The sequence below is a fragment of the Glycomyces sp. NPDC046736 genome (assembly GCF_040645615.1).
Lineage (GTDB): Bacteria > Actinomycetota > Actinomycetes > Mycobacteriales > Micromonosporaceae > Glycomyces.
Genome location: NZ_JBEYYO010000004.1, coordinates 74,915 through 95,077 on the forward strand (window position 1 = coordinate 74,915; position 20,163 = coordinate 95,077).

The 20,163-nt window shown below is 71.0% G+C and carries 19 protein-coding genes and 1 tRNA gene; 8 read left to right on the top strand and 12 right to left on the bottom strand.

What is annotated here, in order from left to right:
- The first annotated feature begins 92 nt into the window (after positions 1-92).
- The 4 genes from AB0B28_RS05775 to AB0B28_RS05790 all read left to right on the top strand — a co-directional run bounded on the left by AB0B28_RS05775 (position 93) and on the right by AB0B28_RS05790 (position 3,123).
- On the top strand, positions 93-239 hold the full coding sequence (locus AB0B28_RS05775; protein WP_360117123.1) for a hypothetical protein: 147 nt from the start codon (positions 93-95) through the stop codon (positions 237-239).
- Positions 239-1,891: a SulP family inorganic anion transporter gene (locus AB0B28_RS05780; RefSeq protein WP_360117126.1), complete on the top strand. Its 1,653-nt coding sequence runs from the start codon at positions 239-241 to the stop codon at positions 1,889-1,891. Before AB0B28_RS05775 ends, AB0B28_RS05780 begins: the two co-directional genes overlap by 1 nt.
- Positions 1,892-1,963: 72 nt before the next feature.
- On the top strand, positions 1,964-2,359 hold the full coding sequence (locus AB0B28_RS05785) for a hypothetical protein (protein WP_360117129.1): 396 nt from the start codon (positions 1,964-1,966) through the stop codon (positions 2,357-2,359).
- 95 nt (positions 2,360-2,454) lie between these two features.
- Positions 2,455-3,123, top strand: a complete 669-nt coding sequence (locus AB0B28_RS05790) for a GAP family protein (RefSeq protein WP_360117132.1) — start codon at positions 2,455-2,457, stop codon at positions 3,121-3,123.
- On the opposite strand, the gene AB0B28_RS05795 is transcribed toward AB0B28_RS05790, so the two are convergent.
- The 5 genes from AB0B28_RS05795 to AB0B28_RS05815 form a co-directional block, all read right to left on the bottom strand.
- Positions 3,120-4,097, bottom strand: a complete 978-nt coding sequence (locus AB0B28_RS05795; RefSeq protein WP_360117135.1) for a serine hydrolase domain-containing protein — start codon at positions 4,095-4,097, stop codon at positions 3,120-3,122. The genes AB0B28_RS05790 and AB0B28_RS05795 overlap by 4 nt on opposite strands.
- Before the next feature lie 379 nt (positions 4,098-4,476).
- A tRNA-Ala gene (locus AB0B28_RS05800) sits at positions 4,477-4,549 on the bottom strand.
- Positions 4,550-4,630: 81 nt separating this feature from the next.
- Positions 4,631-6,181 (bottom strand): phospholipid carrier-dependent glycosyltransferase, encoded by a 1,551-nt coding sequence (locus AB0B28_RS05805; protein ID WP_360117138.1) that lies wholly within the window; start codon positions 6,179-6,181, stop codon positions 4,631-4,633.
- Positions 6,182-6,211: 30 nt separating this feature from the next.
- Positions 6,212-8,296 (bottom strand): transglycosylase domain-containing protein, encoded by a 2,085-nt coding sequence (locus AB0B28_RS05810; protein ID WP_360117141.1) that lies wholly within the window; start codon positions 8,294-8,296, stop codon positions 6,212-6,214.
- A gap of 384 nt (positions 8,297-8,680) precedes the next feature.
- Positions 8,681-9,469 carry a hypothetical protein gene (locus AB0B28_RS05815; protein WP_360117144.1) on the bottom strand — a complete coding sequence of 263 codons (789 nt, stop codon included), beginning with the start codon at positions 9,467-9,469 and terminating at the stop codon, positions 8,681-8,683.
- Between the two features lie 157 nt (positions 9,470-9,626).
- On the opposite strand from AB0B28_RS05815, the gene metG reads away from it, so the two are divergent.
- Positions 9,627-11,417, top strand: coding sequence for a methionine--tRNA ligase (metG, locus tag AB0B28_RS05820; RefSeq protein WP_360117147.1), 1,791 nt, complete (start codon positions 9,627-9,629; stop codon positions 11,415-11,417).
- A 43-nt stretch (positions 11,418-11,460) separates the two neighbouring features.
- Here the strand turns inward: metG and AB0B28_RS05825 are convergent, their stop codons facing one another.
- A complete protein-coding gene (locus AB0B28_RS05825; RefSeq protein WP_360117150.1) occupies positions 11,461-12,576 on the bottom strand; it encodes a hypothetical protein in 1,116 nt (371 codons plus the stop codon).
- A 256-nt stretch (positions 12,577-12,832) separates the two neighbouring features.
- Here AB0B28_RS05825 and AB0B28_RS05830 point away from each other — a divergent pair, with 256 nt between their 5' ends.
- The gene (locus AB0B28_RS05830) at positions 12,833-13,690 is read left to right on the top strand and encodes a TatD family hydrolase (protein WP_360117153.1); all 858 of its coding nucleotides are present in this window, start codon (positions 12,833-12,835) and stop codon (positions 13,688-13,690) included.
- 52 nt (positions 13,691-13,742) lie between these two features.
- Here AB0B28_RS05830 and AB0B28_RS05835 read toward each other — a convergent pair whose 3' ends face one another.
- Positions 13,743-15,413: a copper resistance protein CopC gene (locus tag AB0B28_RS05835; protein WP_360117156.1), complete on the bottom strand. Its 1,671-nt coding sequence runs from the start codon at positions 15,411-15,413 to the stop codon at positions 13,743-13,745.
- 67 nt (positions 15,414-15,480) lie between these two features.
- Here AB0B28_RS05835 and AB0B28_RS05840 point away from each other — a divergent pair, with 67 nt between their 5' ends.
- The gene (locus AB0B28_RS05840) at positions 15,481-16,215 is read left to right on the top strand and encodes a thioredoxin domain-containing protein (protein ID WP_360117159.1); all 735 of its coding nucleotides are present in this window, start codon (positions 15,481-15,483) and stop codon (positions 16,213-16,215) included.
- Positions 16,216-16,491: 276 nt separating this feature from the next.
- On the opposite strand, the gene AB0B28_RS05845 is transcribed toward AB0B28_RS05840, so the two are convergent.
- From AB0B28_RS05845 to AB0B28_RS05860, 4 genes are read right to left on the bottom strand one after another with little or no spacing between them, the layout of a single operon-like run.
- The gene (locus tag AB0B28_RS05845) at positions 16,492-17,247 is read right to left on the bottom strand and encodes an ABC transporter ATP-binding protein (RefSeq protein ID WP_360117162.1); all 756 of its coding nucleotides are present in this window, start codon (positions 17,245-17,247) and stop codon (positions 16,492-16,494) included.
- Positions 17,244-18,005, bottom strand: a complete 762-nt coding sequence (gene cbiQ, locus AB0B28_RS05850; RefSeq protein ID WP_360117165.1) for a cobalt ECF transporter T component CbiQ — start codon at positions 18,003-18,005, stop codon at positions 17,244-17,246. The genes AB0B28_RS05845 and cbiQ overlap by 4 nt, the downstream gene beginning before the upstream one ends.
- Complete coding sequence (locus tag AB0B28_RS05855) at positions 18,002-18,349, bottom strand: PDGLE domain-containing protein (protein ID WP_360117168.1); 348 nt, start codon at positions 18,347-18,349, stop codon at positions 18,002-18,004. The genes cbiQ and AB0B28_RS05855 overlap by 4 nt, the downstream gene beginning before the upstream one ends.
- A complete protein-coding gene (locus tag AB0B28_RS05860; protein ID WP_360117171.1) occupies positions 18,346-19,053 on the bottom strand; it encodes an energy-coupling factor ABC transporter permease in 708 nt (235 codons plus the stop codon). Before AB0B28_RS05860 ends, AB0B28_RS05855 begins: the two co-directional genes overlap by 4 nt.
- A 257-nt stretch (positions 19,054-19,310) precedes the next feature.
- Here AB0B28_RS05860 and bcp point away from each other — a divergent pair, with 257 nt between their 5' ends.
- Positions 19,311-19,784, top strand: a complete 474-nt coding sequence (gene bcp / locus AB0B28_RS05865; protein WP_360117174.1) for a thioredoxin-dependent thiol peroxidase — start codon at positions 19,311-19,313, stop codon at positions 19,782-19,784.
- A 127-nt stretch (positions 19,785-19,911) separates the two neighbouring features.
- Here bcp and AB0B28_RS05870 read toward each other — a convergent pair whose 3' ends face one another.
- Positions 19,912-20,151, bottom strand: coding sequence for a hypothetical protein (locus AB0B28_RS05870; protein WP_360117177.1), 240 nt, complete (start codon positions 20,149-20,151; stop codon positions 19,912-19,914).
- Positions 20,152-20,163 lie beyond the last annotated feature (12 nt).

The following is a 20,163-nucleotide window of genomic DNA, read 5'->3' on the forward strand; positions in this document are numbered from 1 at the left end:
AACTCCGCCCAAAGGCCGTGTCCGGCGAATCGCGGGCCCCGCCCGCCCGGCGCCGATACGCTCAGGCCCAACCGATTCGAGAGCGAGGACCGATGAGCCGACGCAGCCGCGCGAGGCGACGCCGCCGCACCTGGATCATGATCGCCACCGGCGCGGCCGCCGCGGGCGTCGCCGTCGGGGCCTGGCTGGCCAAAGACGGCGAACCCGAGATCGAACCGCGCCCCGACGCGACCCCCTGATGCTCGACTCGCTGCGGCACTACAAGCCCGCCTGGCTGCGGCCCGACCTCGTCGCCGGGCTCACCGTGTGGGCCGTGCTCGTCCCCGAATCGCTCGCCTACGCCGCGATCGCGGGCGTCCCGCCCGTCGTGGGCCTCTACGCGGCCGTCCCCGCCCTGATCCTGTACGCCGTGTTCGGGTCCTCCCGGCACCTCGTGGTCGGCCCGATGGCCGCCACCGCCGCGCTCTCGGCCAGCATCGTGGCCGTCTACGCCGACGCCGGAGGGGACGACTACACCGCCGTCACCGTCGCGCTCGCGATCGTCACCGGCGCGGTCGCCCTCGCCGCCGGGCTGCTGCGCCTGGGATTCCTCGCCGGATTCATCTCCGAACCGGTGCTCAAAGGGTTCATCCTCGGCATGGCGTTGACGATCATCGTCGGCCAGGTCCCCAAGCTCCTCGGGGTCGACAAGACCGAGGGGAACTTCTTCGAGCAGGCCTGGGGCGTCCTGACCCACCTGGGCGACACGAACCTGTGGACGCTCGGCGTGGGCCTGATCTGCCTCGCCATCGTCCTGGGCCTGCGGCGGTGGCTGCCGCTCATCCCCGGGTCGCTCGTGGCCGTCGCGTTCGGCATCATCGCGGTCGCGCTCCTCCACTTGGGCGATGAGGACGTGGCGATCGTCGGGCACATCGACGCCGGGCTGCCCGCGCTCGGCCTGCCCGACGTCCCGGCCTCGACCTGGATCGACCTCATCGGACCGGCCGTCGGCGTCATGCTCATCGGCTTCGCCGAAGGCCTCGGGGCCGCGAAGACCTACGCCGACAAGGACGGCTACCGCATCGACCCCAACCGCGAGCTCATCGGCCTCGGCGCGGCCAACCTCGGGTCCGGGTTCGCCTCGGGCATGGTCGTCAACGGGAGCCTGTCCAAGACCGCCGTCAACGGCGGCGCTGGCGCACGCACGCAGATGTCGGGCCTGGTCGTGGCGGTGCTGACCATCGTCACGCTGCTGTTCCTCACCGGGCTGTTCGAGCAGCTTCCCGACGCCGCGCTGGCCGCGGTGGTGATCGCCGCGCTCATCGAACTGGTCGACTTCCGGCTCCTCAAGCAGTACTGGCGGGCTTCGCTCGCGCCGCGCGGCACGGCCGCGTCCTTCGCCGCGCGCCCCGACTTCACCGCCGCTGTGGCCGCGATGCTCGGCGTCCTCGTGTTCGACACGCTCCCCGGGCTCGTCATCGGCATGGCCCTGTCGATCCTGCTGCTCATCTACCGCTCGTCGCGCCCGCACCTGACCCGCCTGGGACGCAAACCCGACGGCACCTGGGTCGACCTATCGCGCCACGACGACGCGCGGGCGGTCGACGACCTCGCGGTCGTCCGCTGCGACGGCGGCCTGTATTTCGCCAACGCCGACCACGTCCGGGCGGGGCTGCGCACCGAGGCCGCGGGCAAGCGGGCGCTCGTCCTCGACGGCGAGTCCATGCCCACGGTCGACCTCTCGGGCGCGAAGATGCTCGCCGAACTCGACCGGCGCCTGGCCGAGGACGGCGTCGACTTCTACCTCGCGCACGACATCGGCCAGGTCCGCGACATCCTCCGCAGGGCCGACGTCGACCTCGAACGGGTCTACCCGACCGTCGAGGCAGCGGTCGAGGCCGCCGGGCGCTGACGGGTTCTCGCATTCGACCCGCGCCGGGTCCTGCGCGAACTTAGATTGATCTGATCCTGAAAGGAGCGGATCATGACACGCAGTCCTGAATCCCGCGCTTGGGCGGTCGGCGGGATGGTCTTCGCCGCTTCCGCCGCGATCGTCATGGGCATCTGGCAGCTCATCGTGGGCATCGCCGCGGTCGCGAACGACGAATTCTTCATCACCGGGCCCGAATACACCTACAGCATGGACCTCACCGCCTGGGGTTGGATCCACATCGCGCTCGGCGCTCTGGTGGTCCTGGTCGGCTTCCTGCTGTTCACCGGCTCGGGCTTCGCCCGCGTCATGGGGATCTTCTTCGCGTGCCTCGTGGCGATCAACAACTTCTTCTTCCTGCCGTACTACCCGCTGTGGTCGATCATCGTCATCGCACTGGCGATCTTCGTGATCTGGGCACTGGCCACGGCCGACACGCGGGACCTGTAAGCGGAAGCAGTTCGAGCAAAGCGTCGACGAGGCGCCCGGCGTAGGTCGGCATCACTTGGTCGGGTCATGAGCGAGACGCTTGACAGGAGGCGGCGATGTTCGGGCAGGTCATAGGCGAGACGTTCGCTCCGGCGATCGGTATCGCACTGAGCCCGGTCCCGATCATCGCCGCGATCCTCATGCTCCTGTCCCCGCGAGCGGGCAGGACCGCTCCGGCGTTCGCCGCCGGGTGGCTCGCGGGCATCCTCGTCGTGGCCCTCGCGGTGATGCTGTTCGTCCCCGCCTCGGCCGCCACCGGCTCGGGCGGGGGCGGCACCGCGGTCGCCGTCGTCAAACTCGCCCTCGGCCTCCTGTTCCTGGCGATGGCCCTGGGCCAGTGGAGGAAACGCCCGGCCCCAGGCAAGACCCCCGAACTCCCCAAATGGATGTCCGGCATCGACCGCATGGGCCCGGCGGCGGCCCTCGGCATCGGCGCGGCCCTGGCCGCCCTCAACCCCAAGAACCTCCCCCTCGCCATCACCGCGGGCCTGTCCCTGGCGACCCTCCCCGCCGACCAGTCCACCCTCGGCCTGACGATCTTCACCCTCCTGGCCGCCTCCAGCGTCCTGGTCCCAGTCCTCGCCTACCTCCTCTTCAAATCCCGCATGTCCAAGCCCCTCACCAACTTGAAAACCTGGCTCACCGCCAACAACGCCACAGTGATGTTCCTCGTCCTCCTCATCCTCGGGACCGTGACGATAGGCAAGGCCCTAGCCGCCTTCTAGCCGCACAGGGCGTGGTCGATGAGGGCGCTCGCGGTCTGCTCTTGACCGAGCATGTTCTCGGGGGCGTCGGCGAGGGCGGTGGTCATGGAGACCGTGGCCGCGCGGGTGCCGTCGGAGGTGGCGCCGTTGAGGTTGATGTAGCCGCTTTCACCGCCTTCGTGGCTCCAGTAGCTGCCGCCGCAGGAGAGAGGCCGCTCGACCAGGCCGAGGCCGTAGGCGCCGCCGGGCCAGAACGCCTGCATGTCCTCGCCGACAGGGACGGTGTCCTGCATCTCGGCGAGCATCGCCGCAGGCAGGAGCTCGCCGCCCAGCAGGGCCTGGAAGAACCGGTTGACATCGGCTGTGGTGGAGACGTATCCGCCCGGGTCGGGGATGATCACCTCGGTCACGTCGAGGCGTTCGCCGCCCGGGTAGACCTCGTAGCTGTTGGCGTGCGGGTCGCGAAGCGAGGGGTCCTCGCCGGGCAGGTACGTCCGGTCCATGCCGAGCGGCTCGAGGATCCGCTCTTCGATCGCCTGGTGCCAGGGGCGGCCGGTGGCCTCTTCGATGATCATGTCGAGCAGGACGTACCCGGTGTTGGAGTAGCCCCACCCGGTCCCGGGCGCGAAATCGGGCTGGTGCGCCATCGCGCGCGCCACGATCTCCTCGGGCGTGTAGGCGTCGTAGCGGCGCTCCAGGTAGTCGTCGTGGTCGGCGAAGCCGGGGAGGTCGTCGTGGAGGCCGCTGGTGTGCTGGAGGAGGTGGCGGACGGTGATCGCGGCGCCGTCGTTGCCGTTGCCGGTCACGAGCCCGGGCAGCCACTGCTCCACGGTGTCGTCGAGGCTCAGCGCGCCTTCGTCGACCAGTTGCAGGACCGCGGTGGCCACGATGGTCTTGCCGGTGCTGGCGATCCGGAAATACCCGTCGGGGTCCACCGGCCGGTCGGTCCCCTCCTCGGCGACCCCACTGGCGGCCACCAGGTCCGGCCCGGGCATCGGTACTCACCCGCGCCTGAACACCGACGATCCCGAGCGCCTCAAGCGCCTCGGTGTCCCGCACCAGATCCTCCTGCCCGTACCCGCCCGGCTCCTGCGGACCGGCCGACGAACAGGCAGCGACCGCACTGGCACCGACGAGAAGCGCCGCCGCAACAGCGACCCACCGCCCGCGAAACCGCCGATCCCGTTCGGACACAACGCGATACGTATCGAGATTCGAGTCTGTTCTGCTCATTCCCCAAGGCTAGGAACGAATCTCACCCCACCGCACTACCGCAAACCCCCCAACCACCCCTACAGCCACCTGTAACACCGCAGCCTCACGAGAACACGAAAAAAGGAACCATCCTGCGGATGGTCCCTTTTTCCCTGTTTGTGGAGCTTAGGGGATTCGAACCCCTGACCTTTTCATTGCGAACGAAACGCGCTACCAACTGCGCCAAAGCCCCTTGCGGCGACAAGATTAGCACAGGGGTGGGCCGGGGCTGCGCGGGTGTTGTGTGGGGTGGGTCTCTTGGCGCGAGTAGGGGTCAGATCCAGGATTTGAGCCACATGCGGGCGTCCCAGTCGTCGCGGGGCAGGGGTTCGCCGGTGTAGATCGGCCAGAAGTACGCGAAGCACAGGACCACCACCGCCACGAACGCGCCCGCGATCAGCGCGCCGGTCAGGCGGCGTTCGGGCGAGGCCAGGGACAGCTCGCCCCGGCGGTGGCGGCCGATGATCATCCCCAGGCACCAGGTGACCGCGCCGATGAAGAACGGGACGGCCGGGGCCGAGTAGAAGAAGAACATCGTGCGTTCGGGGTAGAAGAACCACGGTCCGATCCCCGCGGCGATCCCGGTGAACAGCAGCCAGGCCCGCCAGTCGCGCTTGCAGAGCGCCCACGCGAGCACCCCGACCGTGGCCGGGACGAATGCCCACCACAAGAGCGGCGTGCCCAGCAGCAGGACCTCCGCGGCGCAGTTGGACGCCCCGCAGTCGACGTCCGAGCTCCAGTAGAAGACCACCGGCCGCAGGTTGAACAGCCACTCCCGCGGCCCGGACTGGTACGCGTGGACCGACGAGAGTCCTTCATGGAAGGTCAGGACGCTCATGTGGTACTGCCACCAGTTGACCAGCGCGCCCAGCACCGGCGGCTCCGAGCTCCCCTGGTCGGCCAGCCAGTGGCGGTAGGAACCGGAGTCGTTGAGGAACCAGCCGGTCCACGTGGCCGTGTAGACGAGGATCGTGAGCAGCCCGAACCACAGGTTCTGCCCGAACTCGTAGATGAGCGTGTCGCGGAAGGGCTTGCGGGCCCGCACGTCGACGCGCAGCCGCCAGTCCCAGACCACGAACAGCACGATCGCGGCCACGATGTACCACAGCGCACTCCACTTGGTGCCCATCGCCAGTCCCAGGAGCACCGCGCACGCGATGCGCCACAGCGGCCAGCCGAGCCTGGGCCGTCGCCGTTCGACGTCGAGGCCGTTCTCGATCGCGGCGAGCCACCCCGCTCGGCGCCAGTCCCGGTCGCGGACCAGGCAGTACATCGCCACGAGGATGAGCGTGGCCACGAAGATGTCGAGCAGCGAGGTGCGCGAGAGCACCAGGTGGCTGCCTTCGACGGCCAGCAGCAGCCCGGCGGTGCCGCCCAGGAGCGTCGAGCCGGTGAGGCGGCGCATGAGCCGGATCAGGACGGCCACCCCGATGATCCCGGCGAACGCCGCGGCGATGCGCCACCCGGTCTCGTCGTAGCCGAACGCCCATTCCCCGGCCCCGATGAGCCACTTGCCGAACGGCGGGTGCGCCACGTACGCCGAACCGTCCGCGCCCGGGTCCCATTCGACGCCGTAGGACAGCATCGAGTGCGCGTCCTGGGCGTAGTAGACCTCGTCGAAGATCAGGCCCTTGGGGTGGTTCAGGCCGATCAGGCGCAGGATCGCGGCGATCCCGGTGACCACGAGGGTCACCCAGAACGCGTGGCGGCGGTCGTCCGGCAGCGTCCCGGCGAGGCGGGCCCGGACGGCGGGGAGGGGGCCGGCGGGCGGGGTCGGCCGCCAGTCGGCGGGCGGCTCCTCCGGCCGGACAGCGGTGGCGCTCACCGGCCCGAGTTTAGGTGCTCACCGATAAGGTCAGTGCACCAGCTCGGTCGGGGGCGTGAACTTGCCTTCGCCGCTCAATTCCCATTGGGCCGCGAGGATGTCGGCGCTGGCGTTGGCGGGTTTGCCGAGGTTCGACTTGCCGACGAAGTTCTCGGGGCCATCGGGGTCGGCCACGAACGAGGCCACCGCCGCGTTCGGGGTGAAGCCGGCAAACCAGTTGGTGGAGTTGCCGTCGGTGGTGCCGGTCTTGCCCGCGACCGGCCCGTCCACGGCCGCTCCGACCTGCGGCGCGGTCCCGTAGCCGCAGCTGCCCTTCGCGGCCCCGTATCCGGTCGGGCAGCGGGACGCGTCCACGGCCGCGCGCGCGACCTCGACGCTGATGGCCTGCTCGCAAGCGGTGGGGAACACGATCTGCCCCCCGGTGCCGGTGATGGCGCTGCTGGCCGGGATCGGCTCGCAGTACACGCCGTCGGCCGGCAGCGTCGCATAGGCGGCGGCCAGGTCCAGCGGCGTGGACTGGGTGACGCCCAGGACGAACGGGCCGAAGGTCGACGGGTTGCTGCGGATGAGGTTGAGGTCCTCGGACTGGCGGAACTTGATGCCGAGCCGCTCGGCCACGTCGATCGAGTTCTCGACCCCGACGCGTTCGGCCAGCTGCACGAAGTAGGTGTTCACCGAAGCCCCGTACGCGGTCCACATGTTGTAGTTGCCGTTCGCCGAAGCCGAGGCGTTCTTGGGGCAGTAGTAGATCCCGCACGCGGCCGAGCCGTCGCCGACGACGTACTTGGACGTGTACTGGTACGGCGAGTAGATGGTCGTGTCCAGCGGCATGCCCGCTTCGAGGGCGGCGAGCATGGTGAACAGCTTGAACGTGGACCCGGCCTGGTAGCCGGGCACCGCGGAGTTGCCGCTGAGCAGCGGATTCGTGGTGTTGGGGTAGGAGCCCTTGCCCGCGCCGCTGGTGTTGGGGCCGTTGCCCGAGATGTCGTTGGAGTAGTTGCGATTGACGGCCATGACCTGGATCGCGCCGCTGCCCGGTTCGACCACGACCGACCCGAGCGCGAACTCCGAGCCGATCTCCAGCTGCTTCTCGACCGCCTCCTGCGCCGCGTCCTGAAGCTCGGTGTCGAGGGTCGAGACGATCTCGTAGCCGCCCCGGTAGAGCCGCGCGGTGCGCTCCTCCTCGGTCTCCCCGAAGTCCTCCTGCTGCTCCCACCACTTCTCGAAGTAGTCGACGAAGAACCCGTAGTCGGAGTCGATCGCCCCACCGGAGGTGTTGTTCGCGCGCTGCGGGTTGAGGTTCAGGCCCTCGGCCTTGGCCTCGGTCCCCTCCGCGGAGGTCAGGAAGTCGACGGCGACCATGCGGTTGAGGACGTGGTCGCGGCGCACCTGCGCGGCCTCCGACGAGCCGTTGATCGGGTCGTACGTGCTCGGCGACTGGATCAGGCCCACCAGCATCGCCGACTCGGCCACCGTCAGGTCGGCGGGGACCTTCCCGTAGTAGACCTGCGCGGCCGCGCCGATCCCGTACGCGCCGTTGCCGAAGTAGACCGTGTTCAGGTAGTTGGTGAGGATGTCGGCCTTGGACATCTCCTCCTCGAGCGCCAGCGCGTAGCCCATCTCCTTGACCTTGCGGTCGATGGTGACCTCGCTGGCCGCGGCGACTTCGGCGGGGGTGGTCGCGGTGTAGGAGAGGACCTGGCGCACGTACTGCATGGTGATCGTCGAGGCGCCCTCGGAGGTGCCGCCGTCGGCGATGTTGGTGACCAGGGCGCGCATGATGCCCTCGGGGTCGACGCCGTTGTGCTCGAAGAAGTTCGAGTCCTCGGTCGCGACCAGGGCGTTGATCACCGATTCGGGGATCTGGTCGTATTCGAGCTGGACGCGGTACTGGTCGCCGAACGTGGCGATGACGGTCGAGCCGTCGGCGGCGTAGAGCGTGGAGGACTCGGGCGCGGGGGGCAGGACCAGTTCGTCGGGGAGGTCGAGGACGGCCTCGGAGCCGACCTTGGCGACGCCGCCGAAGCCTGAGGCCATGGGGAGGAACGCGAGGCCCACGACGAGGCCGAACGCGATGGCGACCGGCACGAGCGCGATCATGGCGCGCCGCTGCACGGCGGTGATGGGTCCGAACCAGGTCTGCGCTACGGGCGCGTTCGGGTCGCGGGTCGCCTTGGACCGAGATTTTTTCCCGGTCGTCTTGGACGACGTCGTTTTCGGCGATTTGTTCGCTTTGGACGATGCACTCACGCTGTCTCCCGAGGAGCCCCGCTAGGGGATTGGCCGGTCAATTCTGTCGGGCGCGGCGACGCGCCGATGCAGGCGGAGTTCCGGGGGGCGCACCCACTCTACGACGCCGCGGTACCGGCCCGCGGATGCCGTCCGACCCGGGTGGGGGTCGTTACAGCTCGCCGCGGGCCCGGCGGGGCCCGATCGCCCACGATGCCCGGTGCTTCAGGGGCGCAGACGGACTGGGGGTGCGGCTCTTGCGAGCGGTGTTCACCACGCGAACGCGAGGGCGAACGCGAGGACGGCTCCGGCGGCGGCCCAGCACAGGCCGATCGCGGCCGAGCGGCCCTCGTAGAGGCGCGTCGCCCCCGAGACGGCCACGAGCGCGAACGCGGCGGCCATGAACAGGACCAGGCTGGGGGCCCAGCGCAGGAGCAGCCCGGCGGTGTCGCCGACGTAGGCGTTGTGCGCGCCCGGGCCGGTGGCGCGGGCCGGGAGCGTGGCGCCGACGTCGCTGGAGTCGACGTCGCCGGTGATCGCGAGGTCCTTGCTCCAGCCGCCGCCGGTGAAGGTCCCCTCGCATGAGGGCGCGAAACCGGTCGCGCAGGAGGTCACGGTGACCGTGCCGGACTGGCCGTGGCCGACGGTGAGCCACAGCGCGGGCGCGGCCGACCAGGCCAGGAACATGAGCACGCACGCGCAGACGAGGACCCCGAGCAGCGCCGGGGCCAGGCGCTTGGGTTCGCGGCGGCGCTGGGGGCGGCCGGGGCGGGCCGGGCGGTGCCGGTCGGTCTCGGCGGCCCGCTCCCACACCGCGCGGATCGCGGCCATGCCCTCGGTCTGGGTGCCCAAAGGCGAGCGCGGGCCGGGCGCCACAGGGTGGTCGGCCGGGTCCCACTCGGGGACCTCTCCGGTCTCGGCCTGGGGTTCGACCGGTCCGGCCGGGCCGTAGATCTCTGCCGGGACGTGGGGCACCGGGGCCGGGTCGTCGGCGTCTTCGGGGCGTCGGCGGGGCGCGGGCTGCGAATGGGGCTGCGCCGCTCGGTGTGTTCCAGACATACAGGTTATTGCATCACCGAATCGCTCGACCCGGGCGCAATCGCACACCGATAGTGTGTCGGGCGGGCCCGACGCGGCCGTGAGCTGGCCGTGAGCTGGCCGTGCGCGGGCGGCGGACGGTGCCGGTCCCGTCAGTTGGACCGATACCATAAGGCGCATGACTCACGTATTGACCGCGCTGGCCTGGCCTTACGCCAACGGCCCTCGCCACATCGGCCATGTTGCGGGATTCGGGGTTCCCGCCGACGTCTTCGCCCGCTACATGCGGATGCGCGGTCACGACGTCCTGATGGTGTCCGGGACCGACGAGCACGGCACCCCGATCCTGGTCCAGGCCGACTCCGAGGGCCTCAAGCCCGAGGAGGCCGCCGCGAAGTACAACCGGATCATCGTCGAGGACCTGGACGCGCTGGGGCTCTCGTACGACCTGTTCACGCGCACCACGACCGGCAACCACTACAAGACCGTGCAGGAGCTGTTCTCGACGCTGTACGGCAACGGGTACATCCTCCAGAAAAAGACCCTCGGGGCGATCAGCCCCTCGACGGGCCGGACGCTGCCCGATCGGTACATCGAGGGCACGTGCCCGCACTGCGGGTTCGATTCGGCGCGCGGCGACCAGTGCGACAACTGCGGCCGCCAGCTCGACCCGACCGACCTGATCGACCCGAAGTCGCGGATCAACGGGGAGACCCCGAAGTTCGTGGAGGAGGACCACTTCTTCCTCGACCTGCCCGCGTTCGCCGACGCGCTGAACGCGTGGCTCGACACCCGCACCGGGTGGCGCACCAACGTCGTGCGGTTCACCAAGAACCTGCTCGACGACCTCCAGCCGCGCCCGATCTCGCGCGACCTGGACTGGGGGGTGCCGATCCCGCTCGAAGGCTGGATCGGGCGCCCGGACAAGCGCCTGTACGTGTGGTTCGACGCGGTGATCGGCTACCTGAGCGCCACGATCGAGTGGGCTCGCCGCTCGGGCGACCCGGACGCGTGGAAGCGCTGGTGGCAGGACCCGGAGGCGGTGTCCTACTACTTCATGGGCAAGGACAACATCGTCTTCCACTCCGAGATCTGGCCCGCGATGCTGCTGGGCGCCAACGGCGAGGGCGCCGCGGGCGGCGAGCCCGGGCTGCTCGGGAAGCTCAACCTGCCGACCGAGGTCGTGTCCTCGGAGTTCTTGACGATGGAGGGCAAGCAGTTCTCGTCGTCGCGGCGCGTGGTGATCTACGTGCGGGACTTCCTGGAGCGGTACTCCCCCGACGCGCTGCGCTACTACATCTGCGCGGCGGGCCCGGAGAACCAGGACTCGGACTTCACGTGGGCGGAGTTCCTACGCCGCAACAACGACGAGCTCGTGGCGGGCTGGGGCAACCTGGTGAACCGCTCGATCGCGATGGCCGCGAAGAACTTCGGGGCCGTGCCCGAGCCGGGCGAGCTGGAGGAGGTCGACCGGGAGCTCCTGGCGACCACCGCGGCCGCGTTCGAGGGCGTCGGCGAGCTCATCGGGCAGAACAAGGTGCGGGCCGCGATCGGCGAGGCCATGAAGACCGTGGCAGCGGCGAACAAGTACCTGGCCGACACCGCGCCTTGGAAGATGAAGGAGGACCCCAAGCGCCAGGGCACGGTGCTCCACACGGTGCTCCAGGCCGTCTCGGACCTCAAGACGATCTTGAGCCCGTTCCTGCCGCACTCCTCGCAGAAGGTCCACGAGCTCCTCGGCGGGGAGGGCGTGTTCGCGCCGATGCCGCGCATCGAGGAGGTCGCCGACCTGGACGAGGGCGGCGCGACCGACGGCCCGTACCCGATCCTCACCGGCGACTACACCGAGGTCCCCGCCTGGGAGTCGGTGCCGCTGGCCCCGGGCACGCCTTTGGCGAAGCCGGTCCCGGTGTTCACGAAACTGGAGCCTTCGATCGTGGAGGAAGAGATCGAGCGCCTGAACTCCTAGGACGCGCGCGACACGGCCCGGCGCTCTGGCGCCGGGCCGTTCGTCATGTCGCGGTGACGATCTCGGTCCGGGAGACCCATTTCTCGTAGATGCCCCGGCGCACGGCTTCGGCTCCGGTCCTGGTGAGCGCGTCGGGGGTGGGGCGGGCGAGGCGGAAGCGGGCCCAGTCGTCGTCGGCGTCGACCAGGGACCCGGGGACGCCCTTCCAGAGCGCGCGGGTGGCCTCGCGCAGGACCCGGCGGACCGGGTGGGCGCGGCCGAGGTCGAGGCCGGGGATGTCGACGTGGCGTTCGATCGGGGTCCACTGGCGGCCCGCGTAGGCGAAGAGCTCGCATTCGGTGCCGTTGGTGGCGTAGCTGACCAGGAGCGCCCCGTCGGGCAGCGGCAGGTCGGTGAGGTCGGCGGTGACGTGCTCGGGCAGCAGGTGCGCGGCCGAGATCGCGAAGCCGGTGCCCAGGACCGGCATGCCGCGCCGGTCCGAGGACGGCATCGCGGTCAGGCCTTCGTAGTCGGGGGCGACCGGGGCGTGGTAGTCGGCCGGGTCGGCCACGGGCCAGCGCAGCGCGAACGCCCACTGGTCGCCCGGTTCGGTCTCGCCGCCGAGGGCAGAGCGGGCGGCGGGGGTGCGCAGGTGGGCGGTGTCGCGGCGGCGGTAGCAGAACCCGCCGGGGACCGCGGCGGTCTCCATCAGGCGCGCGATCTGCGAGGTGGTGACGGGCCGTTCGAGTTCCTCGCCGGGGACCAGCGGGGAGGAGCGGCGCACCCGGTCGAGGAGGGCGCGCGCGGCCGGGTCGAGGTGCGGGGTCTGGGTGAGCCTGCGGACGTATTCGAGGTCGAGGCCGGGCGCGAGCGGGACGGTCAGGGCCCGGTCGTCCTCGACCGCGACGGGGATGCCGTCGCGCAGGACCTCCCCGGCGTGCACGAAGTGCCGGTACGGGTAGGCGGTGCCGGGCCTGGTGTTGGGCAGGAAGTCGGGCCGGGCGAGCGCCGAGAACAGCTCCCACGCGGCCCCTTCGGCGTAGGGCGCGCCGGGGAACTTCTCGCCCTGCCATTCGATCGTGACGGTCTCGACGGGAGTGGTCGTGTCGGCCGGGACGGCGGGGCGGCGTTGCTGGAGCGCTGCGGCGCGGTTGCGGCGGGACGCGAGGTCGCGGGTCATGTGCGGCTCGATTCGTCATGCGCGGGTGCGACGGCGGTGTCGCCGGGAGGTGTGTGCGGGGTGTCCTCAGGCGGTGGTCGGCTTGTCCGCCAACGTAGGACCCGCCTGTCAGGGCGAGATGTCCGGTATATGAAATAGGTGTTACGCAGCAAGCTTCCCGCGCACGCGGCCTCGGACAACGCACAACGAGTCCGTCCTGCAAGCGCTTCGCCGGGACGGGGTCCGGTTGCGCCGCGTCCCGTGGCATCGTTGACGCGTGTACCGATCCGAACCCGCGCCGACGCCCGAGCCGCTGCCGTTTCCCGTCGCCGACAGCCACACCCACCTCGACCTCGTGGACACCTTCGGCTCCGAGGAGGACCTCCCGGTCCCCTCGCCCGACGCGCCCGAGGTCCTCGCCCGGCTCGACGAGGCCGAGGCCGCCGGGGTCGCCCGCGTCGTGCAGGTCGGGACCGATGTCGACTCCTCGCAGTGGGCCGCCGCCCTCGCGGACGCCGACCCGCGCGTCCTCGCCGCCGCCGCGCTGCACCCGAACGAGGCGCCGCGCCTGGCCGACCTCGACGCCGCGCTGGCCGCGATCGACGCCGTCGCCGCGCTCCCCCGCGTCGCGGCCCTCGGTGAGACCGGACTCGACTACTTCCGCACCGACGAGGCCGGCCGCGCGGCCCAGCTCCGGTCCTTCCGCGCGCACATCGCGATCGCGAAGGAGCGCGGCAAGGCCCTCGTCATCCACGACCGCGACGCCCACGAGGACGTGCTCGCGACCCTCGACGCCGACGGCGCCCCCGACCGCGTGGTCCTGCACTGCTTCTCGGGCGACTTCGCGTTCGCGAAGGAGTGCGCGCGGCGCGGGTTCTTCATGAGCTTCGCGGGGAACGCCACGTTCAAGAACGCCCAGAAGCTCCGCGACGCGGCCTCGGTCGCCCCGCCCGAGCTGGTCCTGGTCGAGACCGACGCCCCGTTCATGGCCCCGATCCCGGTGCGCGGCTACCGCAACCACCCGGCGCTCACCAACTACACGGCGCGGTTCCTGGCCGACTACCTCGAACGGGACCTCGAAGCGTTCTGCGAGCGCGTATGGCGCAACACCGAGGCCGCGTTCGGGCCCTGGTGACGGGGGCGACCGGCGACCGGCGACCATATAGGATATACGATTCAGGGCCGGGCTACGAGACGTCCACGATCGCCTCGGCCGTAGCGGTGTTCCCCTCCGCGTCGGTGAGCGTGAACGTGAAGACCCATCGGCCCGGGTCCGGCAGGCTCACCTCTCCGGCGAGGACGCCGGTGCGCAGTTCGATGAGCCGCAGGATCTCCGGCTCGCCGCCTTCGGGCCCGTACTCGGCGGTCCACTCGGTGGCGCCGAACGGGGCGCCCATGAGGTCGTCGGCGAGGATGCGCACGCTGTTGGGGCCCGGGCGGCCCGGTTCGAGCACGACCTGCGCGGTGTAGAGGTCGGTGGTGACCAGCGTGGCGGTCTCGGTCGACTCCGACGCGTTCGTCTGGGTCTCCAGCAGCGCGGTCTTGGCGGGCACGGCCTGCACCAGGACCGCGACGGCGGCCATCACGACCGCGAGGAAGACGACCTCGACCCCGGCGGCGACCCGCATCCGGCGCCGGCCCTCGGTGCCGCGCAGGAGCGCGCGGCGGGTGAACAGGCCCGCGCCCACGATCACGGTGAACAGGGCGGCCTTGAGGATCACCAGGCGCCCGTACGTGGTGTCGGTGAGCGCGGCGATCGAGTCGATATGGAGCAGCGCCGAGGCCAGCCCGGCCACGAGCAGGTTCGCGACCAGCCACGGCACCACCGCGGTCCAGGTCTCGGCGGTGCGCTCGGGCAGCTCGCCGTCCTTGCGCAGGGCCAGGACGAGCAGCGCGAGCACCCCGCCGCCCCACGCCAGCGAGGTCGTGAGGTGGACCCAGTCGGCGATGAACGCCACGACCACCGGCTGCGTGGCCATCGGGTGCCCGGCCAGCGGCCAGGTCGCCGCGAGCGCGAGCCCGGCCAAGGCGAGCCCGGCGACGACGCCGCGCCCCGGTCCTTCACCGCCGGTGACGAGGGCCCGCATGAGCGGCAGTGCCAACAGCACCAGTAGGAGCCGCAGGAGAGCGCCGAGCCCGACGTTGGACTCCATCACCGATTGCAGCCCGGCCGCGTCGAGGCCTGAGACGCTGGTCCCGGTCTCGTAGGCCGCTTGGAGCGGCAGGCCGAGCACGGCGGTCATGGCCACCACGGCGAGGCCGAGGGCCACGAGCTTCGCGGCGGCCTCGCGCGGGCGGGCCCCGGCGACCAGGAGCAGGCCCGCGCCGAGCGCGAGCGCCAGGCCCGCGTACCCGAACCAGCGGTTGCCGTACAAGAGGGCCTGCACGAACGGGTCGGTCCCGGCGGTGAGCGCCTCGGCGCTGGGGGTCTCGGTGGCCTCGCCGACGACGAACGTGAAGGTGCCCGAGACGGGGTGCCCGTCGTCGGAGACCACGCGGTACCCGGCGAGGTAGGTGCCCTCCTGGTCGGCGTCGAGGCCGATGGTGATCGAGAGGCCGTCCTCGGCGCGGGTGATGCCGGTGTCGGCTCGGTCACCATCGGGAGCCACTACTCCGGTGGCCGCGTCTACGGGGGTGACTGGTTCGTTGAACTCGACGACGACTTCGCCGGGAGGCGCGTCCAAGACCGCTCCGGAGGCGGGGTCGGTCTTGGTGGCCGTCGCGTGCGCCGAGGCCCCTGAGGCCCAGAGCACGCCGATGACGGCCGCGGCGAGCGCGGACCAGGCGAGGCGGGCGGTGAAGCGGGGGCCGAGACGACGAATCGCCGTGGACCGGCTGGGGTTCGAACGGCGTTCCATCGCCGTCGAGCGTACTCGAAACCGCCTCGCGAATCGAGAGTTGGACCGGAGAAAGGCGGAGCGGGACATGGGCAGTGGGGACCGGAAGACCGAGCGCAGGAAGGCCGCCGAGGCGCTGCGCAGGCAGCAGGCCGCGGAGGCGAATCGCCGCAAGGTCGTGTTCGGGGTCGCCATCGGCGCGGCAGTGGTGCTGATCGGGGGGCTCCTCGTGTTCGGCGTCTTCATGAACCGCGAGCCCGAATACGAGGTCATCGAGCCCGCCGCGCCGGTCTCCGACACCTTCGGCGTCAAGCTCGGCGACGGCCCGGTCGAGATCGACCTGTTCATCGACTACATGTGCCCGGCCTGCAACCAGTTCGAGTCCGCGTACGCCGAGAACATCAAGACCTGGCTCGACGAGGGCTCGGTCACGGTCAACTACCACCCGATCACGATCCTCGACCGGCTCAGCCAGAACACCCAGTACTCGACGCGGGCCGCGTCGGCCGCGGTGTGCGCCGCCGACGTCGGCGAGCAGGAGTTCCTCGACTACACGCTCGCACTGTACGAGAACCAGCCCGCCGAGAACACGAAGGGCCTGAGCGACGACGAGCTGCTCGGCATCGGCAAGAAGCTCGGGTTCGACGGCGAGTGGCAGACGTGCGTCAAGGACGAGACCTACCGCGGCTGGGTCCAGGCGGGCACCAAGTGGGCCACCAGCGAGGGCGGCATCGGCGGCACCCCCACCGCGAAGGTCGACGGCGAAGTGGTCGAGAACGCGACGTTCGCCGACTCGGTCCAGGCCGCGATCGACGGAGCCTGATCAAACGGCCCGAACACGCGAGGCGAGCAAAAAACGACGAAGGCGCGGCCCGATGGGCCGCGCCTTCGTCGTGTCGTGGTCGGGGCGAGGGGGCGCGGCGCACAGACGCGGCGCTGCGAGTGCGCCCGCCCGAACCTTCGGCGGCGGCGCAAACCGATTCCGCGGGCAGCGCGGTGACCGGTCGCGGCGTCGCCAACACGCCAGTCGGTTCCCCGCGCAACGCGACGAATCGCCCGCGCCCGTCGATGCTGTAGGCGCGCCGCCGCACGCCACTGCTCACGCCTTCAGCGCCGCCAGCGCCGTCTCCAGCGAGAATCCGAACGGCAGCTCCAGGCGATGGCGCTCAAGCAGCTCCGCGTCCGCCAAGATGTCGGCGATCGGGGCGTCGGCCGCGACTTTCCCCGCGTCGAGGATGACCGCTCGTTCGCACAGTTGCAGCGCGTACGGCAGGTCGTGGGTGACGAGCATGAGGGTCGGCGCGGTCGCGTGGAGGATTCGGGCGAGGTCGCGGCGGCTGGCCGGGTCGAGGTTCGCGCTCGGTTCGTCGCAGACGACGATGTCGGGCCGCATCGCGAGCACCCCGGCGAGGGCCGCCCGGCGCTGTTGGCCGACCGAGAGGTGGTGCGGGGGCCGGTCGGCGAGGTCGGCCAGGCCGACTTCATCGAGCGCTGCGGCCACGCGCGCTTCGAGTTCGGGCCCGCGCAAACCGAGGTTCGCCGGGCCGAAGCCGACGTCGTCGGCCACGGTCGGCATGAACAGCTGGTCGTCGGGGCTCTGGAACACGATGCCGACGCGGCGGCGGATCTCGGCCAGCGTCGGTTTGGCCACGGTGAGCCCGCCGACGGCCACGGTGCCCTCGGTCGCGGTGAGCAGCCCGGCGAGATGGAGCATGAGCGTGGTCTTCCCGGCCCCGTTGGGGCCGAGCACGGCCACGCGTTCGCCTTCGCTCACATGGAGGTCGACGCCGCGCAGGGCGGGCTGGCCGTCGGGGTAGACGTGGCGCAGGCCTTCGATGCGCAGTGCGGTGCTCATGGGACCACTGTCGTCCATACCGCGATCGCGGCGGCCAGCGCGGGGGCGGCGAGCGCCGCGGACCACTGGAGCGCCCCGGCGGGCGCGGGCCCGACTTCGAGCGGGAGCCTGCCGGTGTAGCCGCGGGCGCTCATGGACTGCCAGACGCGTTCGCCGCGTTCGAAGGAGCGGATGAAGACCACGCCGAGGCTGCGGGCGAGGGCCCCGGCCTGCCACAGGAAGCGGGGGTCGTCGCCGCGGGCGAGGCGGGCGAGGCGCATCTGGGTCACTTCGGCGACGGTCAGGTGCGCGTAGCGGACCGCGAACGCGGTGATCTGGAGGAGCAGTTCGGGGCAGCGCAGTCGCGAGAGCCCAGCGAGGACGGCCGCGACGGGGGTGGTGGCCGCGAGCAGGAGCGCGGCCCAGACGCCGAGGGTGGCCTTGGCGAAGAGGTTCCATCCGGCCCACAGGCCCGGTTCGGACACCGTCAGGAATCCGATGTGGACGGCCGGGCCTTCGATCATGAACGGGAACGCGAGCGCGAGGACCAGGAACGGGGACTCCACGAGGCTGCGGGGCAGCACCCAGGTCGCGGGCACGCCCGCGAGCGCGAACAGCCCCGCGAGCAGCAGCGCGTAGAGCCCGAAGGCCCACACCGCCTCTCGCGGGGTGGCGGCGATGGCGCAGGTGAAGGCCACCAGAGCGACGATCTTCACCTGCGGCCGGAGCCGGTGGACGGGCGAGTCTCCGGGGAGGTGGAGCCCGTCGGCGCCTTTCACGCGTTCTCCTCCGCGGGGGCGCGCTTGCCGCGGGCGAGGAGCCAGAAGAACCCGGTGGCGAAGGCGAGGGTGAGGACCACGCCGAGGATGCCCGCGAGGGACGCGCCGAGGATCTCGTTGTCCAGGAACGACATCCCGTAGTCGGCGAAGACGCCGCCGATCTCGTGCTCGCCTGCGGCCTGGAGGACGCACGCGCCGCCTTCGATCTCGCCGTCGACGGTGTCGCAGCCGGTCAGGAGCACCGATTCGAGGCCGTCGGGCGAGGAGGAGGCGAACAGGGACACGACCCCGGCCAGGACGGCGGACACGATGAGGCCGGCGATGACGAGTTTGCGGGTCTTCATGCGTGCTCCTTCTGGGTGCGGGAGGCGGTCTCGGCGAGCGGGGTGCCGCGGAGGGCGTGGACGAGGTCGGGGCGGGCCAGGGCCACGGCGGTGACCGCGCCGGCGGTGATGACGCCTTCGCCGATCCCGATGAGGGTGTGGGTGCCGAGGATGGCGGTGGTCATGGCGCCGAAGGACTGTCCGACCTCTTCGCCGCCGATCCAGAATTGGAGCATGAACCCGGCCGAGGCGGCCACGACGCTGACGACGGCGGCCACGAAGACCGTGACGCCCAGGCCCCAGCGGGTGCGCGGGAGGACCTTGAGGCCGACTGCGAGCACCGCGTAGGAGACGAACGTGGCGATGAGGGCCATGTTGGCGACGTTGAGGCCCAGCGCGGTGACCGCGCCGTCGGCGAACAGGAGCGCCTGGATGACGATGACGACGGTGACGCACAGCGCCCCGAGCCAGGGGCCCAGGAGCGCGGCGGCGAGCGCGCCGCCGAGGAGGTGACCCGAGACGCCTGCGGCGACCGGGAAGTTGAGCATCTGCGCGGCGAAGATGAACGCGGTGGCGAGCCCGGCGAGCGGCACGAGGCGTTCGTCGAGGTTGCGGCGGGCGAGGACGACGCTGACGCCGACGAGGATCGCGGCGATGGCCGCGAAGACGAGCGACGTGGGGCCGTCGACTACGTCCGTCGGGATGTGCAGTGCGAGGTCTGACACGGGCAGTGCCTTCTTTCGACTGGATTGTGGGCCCGGCGGGGTGGGCCGGGAGGGTGGGCGCGAGGGGGATGGCGGTCGCCCTGCCGGATGCAGGGCGCCCACGCGTGGAATCAACAACCCACTGCTGGGCTATTGCAATCATTTTGCAATAGCGGCGGCCTCGCGGTCAAGGCGGGCGGTGACGGCGCGAATCCGGCCAGGGAACACGGGGCGTGCTCACAGGCGATTGTCAGGGACGGACGGTAGGGTTGCGCCCTGTGAACGTACGACTTGAGCCCGGTGAGACGGCACCCGATTTCACGCTCGCCACGGACACCGGCGACCCGGTCACCTTGTCGAGCCTTCAGGGGCGCAAGGTGATCCTGTACGCCTACCCGCGCGCGATGACCCCAGGCTGCACCAAGGAGGCCTGCGACTTCCGCGACAGCCTGGCGAGCCTCCAGGCCGCGGGGTATGCGGTCCTGGGCATCTCCCCCGACGAACCCGAGGCCCTGGCCAAGTTCGTCGAACGCGACGGCCTGACCTTCCCGCTCCTGTCCGATCCCGAGCACAAGGTGCTCGAGGAGTACGGCGCCTGGGGCGAGAAGAAGAACTACGGCCGCACGATCACCGGCGTCATCCGCTCCACGTTCGTCATCGACGCCGAGGGCAAGATCGAACTCGCGCAGTACAACGTGAAGGCCACGGGCCACGTGGGCCGCCTGCGCAAGCAGCTGGGCCTGGACGACTAGCGCACCGCGTCGGCGAACGGCCTCCCGCCGAGGTCGGGAACCACTGCGCCTCGCCGCCCAGGCGGCCGCCGAGCGAGCCCCGCAACCGGGTTCGCCATGCCGTTGCGGTCGCGGACCGTGCCGCCGTTCAGGGCTGGACGAGGCGGCTGCGGAGGGTTCTGGTGACCGGGCTCGGGACCGGGCCGAGGGCGTCGTCGATCTGTGCGAGGCGCAGCAGGTCCTCCGCGCTGCCCTCGCGCAGCACCCGCTCCCTCAGCCGCCGGTAGCGGTCCAGCAGCGCGGCCTGCTCCTCCTGCGGCAGCAGCGCCGACCGCTGCACCGCCAACGCGCACGCCGCCACCCGCTCGATCTCCACGGTTCCCACCATGTCCCCGAATGT

What these genes read in the sequence shown, in the direction of transcription:
- AB0B28_RS05775 (WP_360117123.1), top strand. Translation starts at nt 93, where the DNA reads ATGAGCCGACGCAGCCGCGCGAGGCGACGCCGCCGCACCTGGATCATG.
- AB0B28_RS05780 (WP_360117126.1), top strand. Translation starts at nt 239, where the DNA reads ATGCTCGACTCGCTGCGGCACTACAAGCCCGCCTGGCTGCGGCCCGAC.
- AB0B28_RS05785 (WP_360117129.1), top strand. Translation starts at nt 1,964, where the DNA reads ATGACACGCAGTCCTGAATCCCGCGCTTGGGCGGTCGGCGGGATGGTC.
- AB0B28_RS05790 (WP_360117132.1), top strand. Translation starts at nt 2,455, where the DNA reads ATGTTCGGGCAGGTCATAGGCGAGACGTTCGCTCCGGCGATCGGTATC.
- AB0B28_RS05795 (WP_360117135.1), bottom strand. Translation starts at nt 4,097, where the DNA reads ATGCCCGGGCCGGACCTGGTGGCCGCCAGTGGGGTCGCCGAGGAGGGG.
- AB0B28_RS05815 (WP_360117144.1), bottom strand. Translation starts at nt 9,469, where the DNA reads ATGTCTGGAACACACCGAGCGGCGCAGCCCCATTCGCAGCCCGCGCCC.
- metG (WP_360117147.1), top strand. Translation starts at nt 9,627, where the DNA reads ATGACTCACGTATTGACCGCGCTGGCCTGGCCTTACGCCAACGGCCCT.
- AB0B28_RS05825 (WP_360117150.1), bottom strand. Translation starts at nt 12,576, where the DNA reads ATGACCCGCGACCTCGCGTCCCGCCGCAACCGCGCCGCAGCGCTCCAG.
- AB0B28_RS05835 (WP_360117156.1), bottom strand. Translation starts at nt 15,413, where the DNA reads ATGGAACGCCGTTCGAACCCCAGCCGGTCCACGGCGATTCGTCGTCTC.
- AB0B28_RS05840 (WP_360117159.1), top strand. Translation starts at nt 15,481, where the DNA reads ATGGGCAGTGGGGACCGGAAGACCGAGCGCAGGAAGGCCGCCGAGGCG.
- AB0B28_RS05845 (WP_360117162.1), bottom strand. Translation starts at nt 17,247, where the DNA reads ATGAGCACCGCACTGCGCATCGAAGGCCTGCGCCACGTCTACCCCGAC.
- AB0B28_RS05855 (WP_360117168.1), bottom strand. Translation starts at nt 18,349, where the DNA reads ATGAAGACCCGCAAACTCGTCATCGCCGGCCTCATCGTGTCCGCCGTC.
- AB0B28_RS05870 (WP_360117177.1), bottom strand. Translation starts at nt 20,151, where the DNA reads ATGGTGGGAACCGTGGAGATCGAGCGGGTGGCGGCGTGCGCGTTGGCG.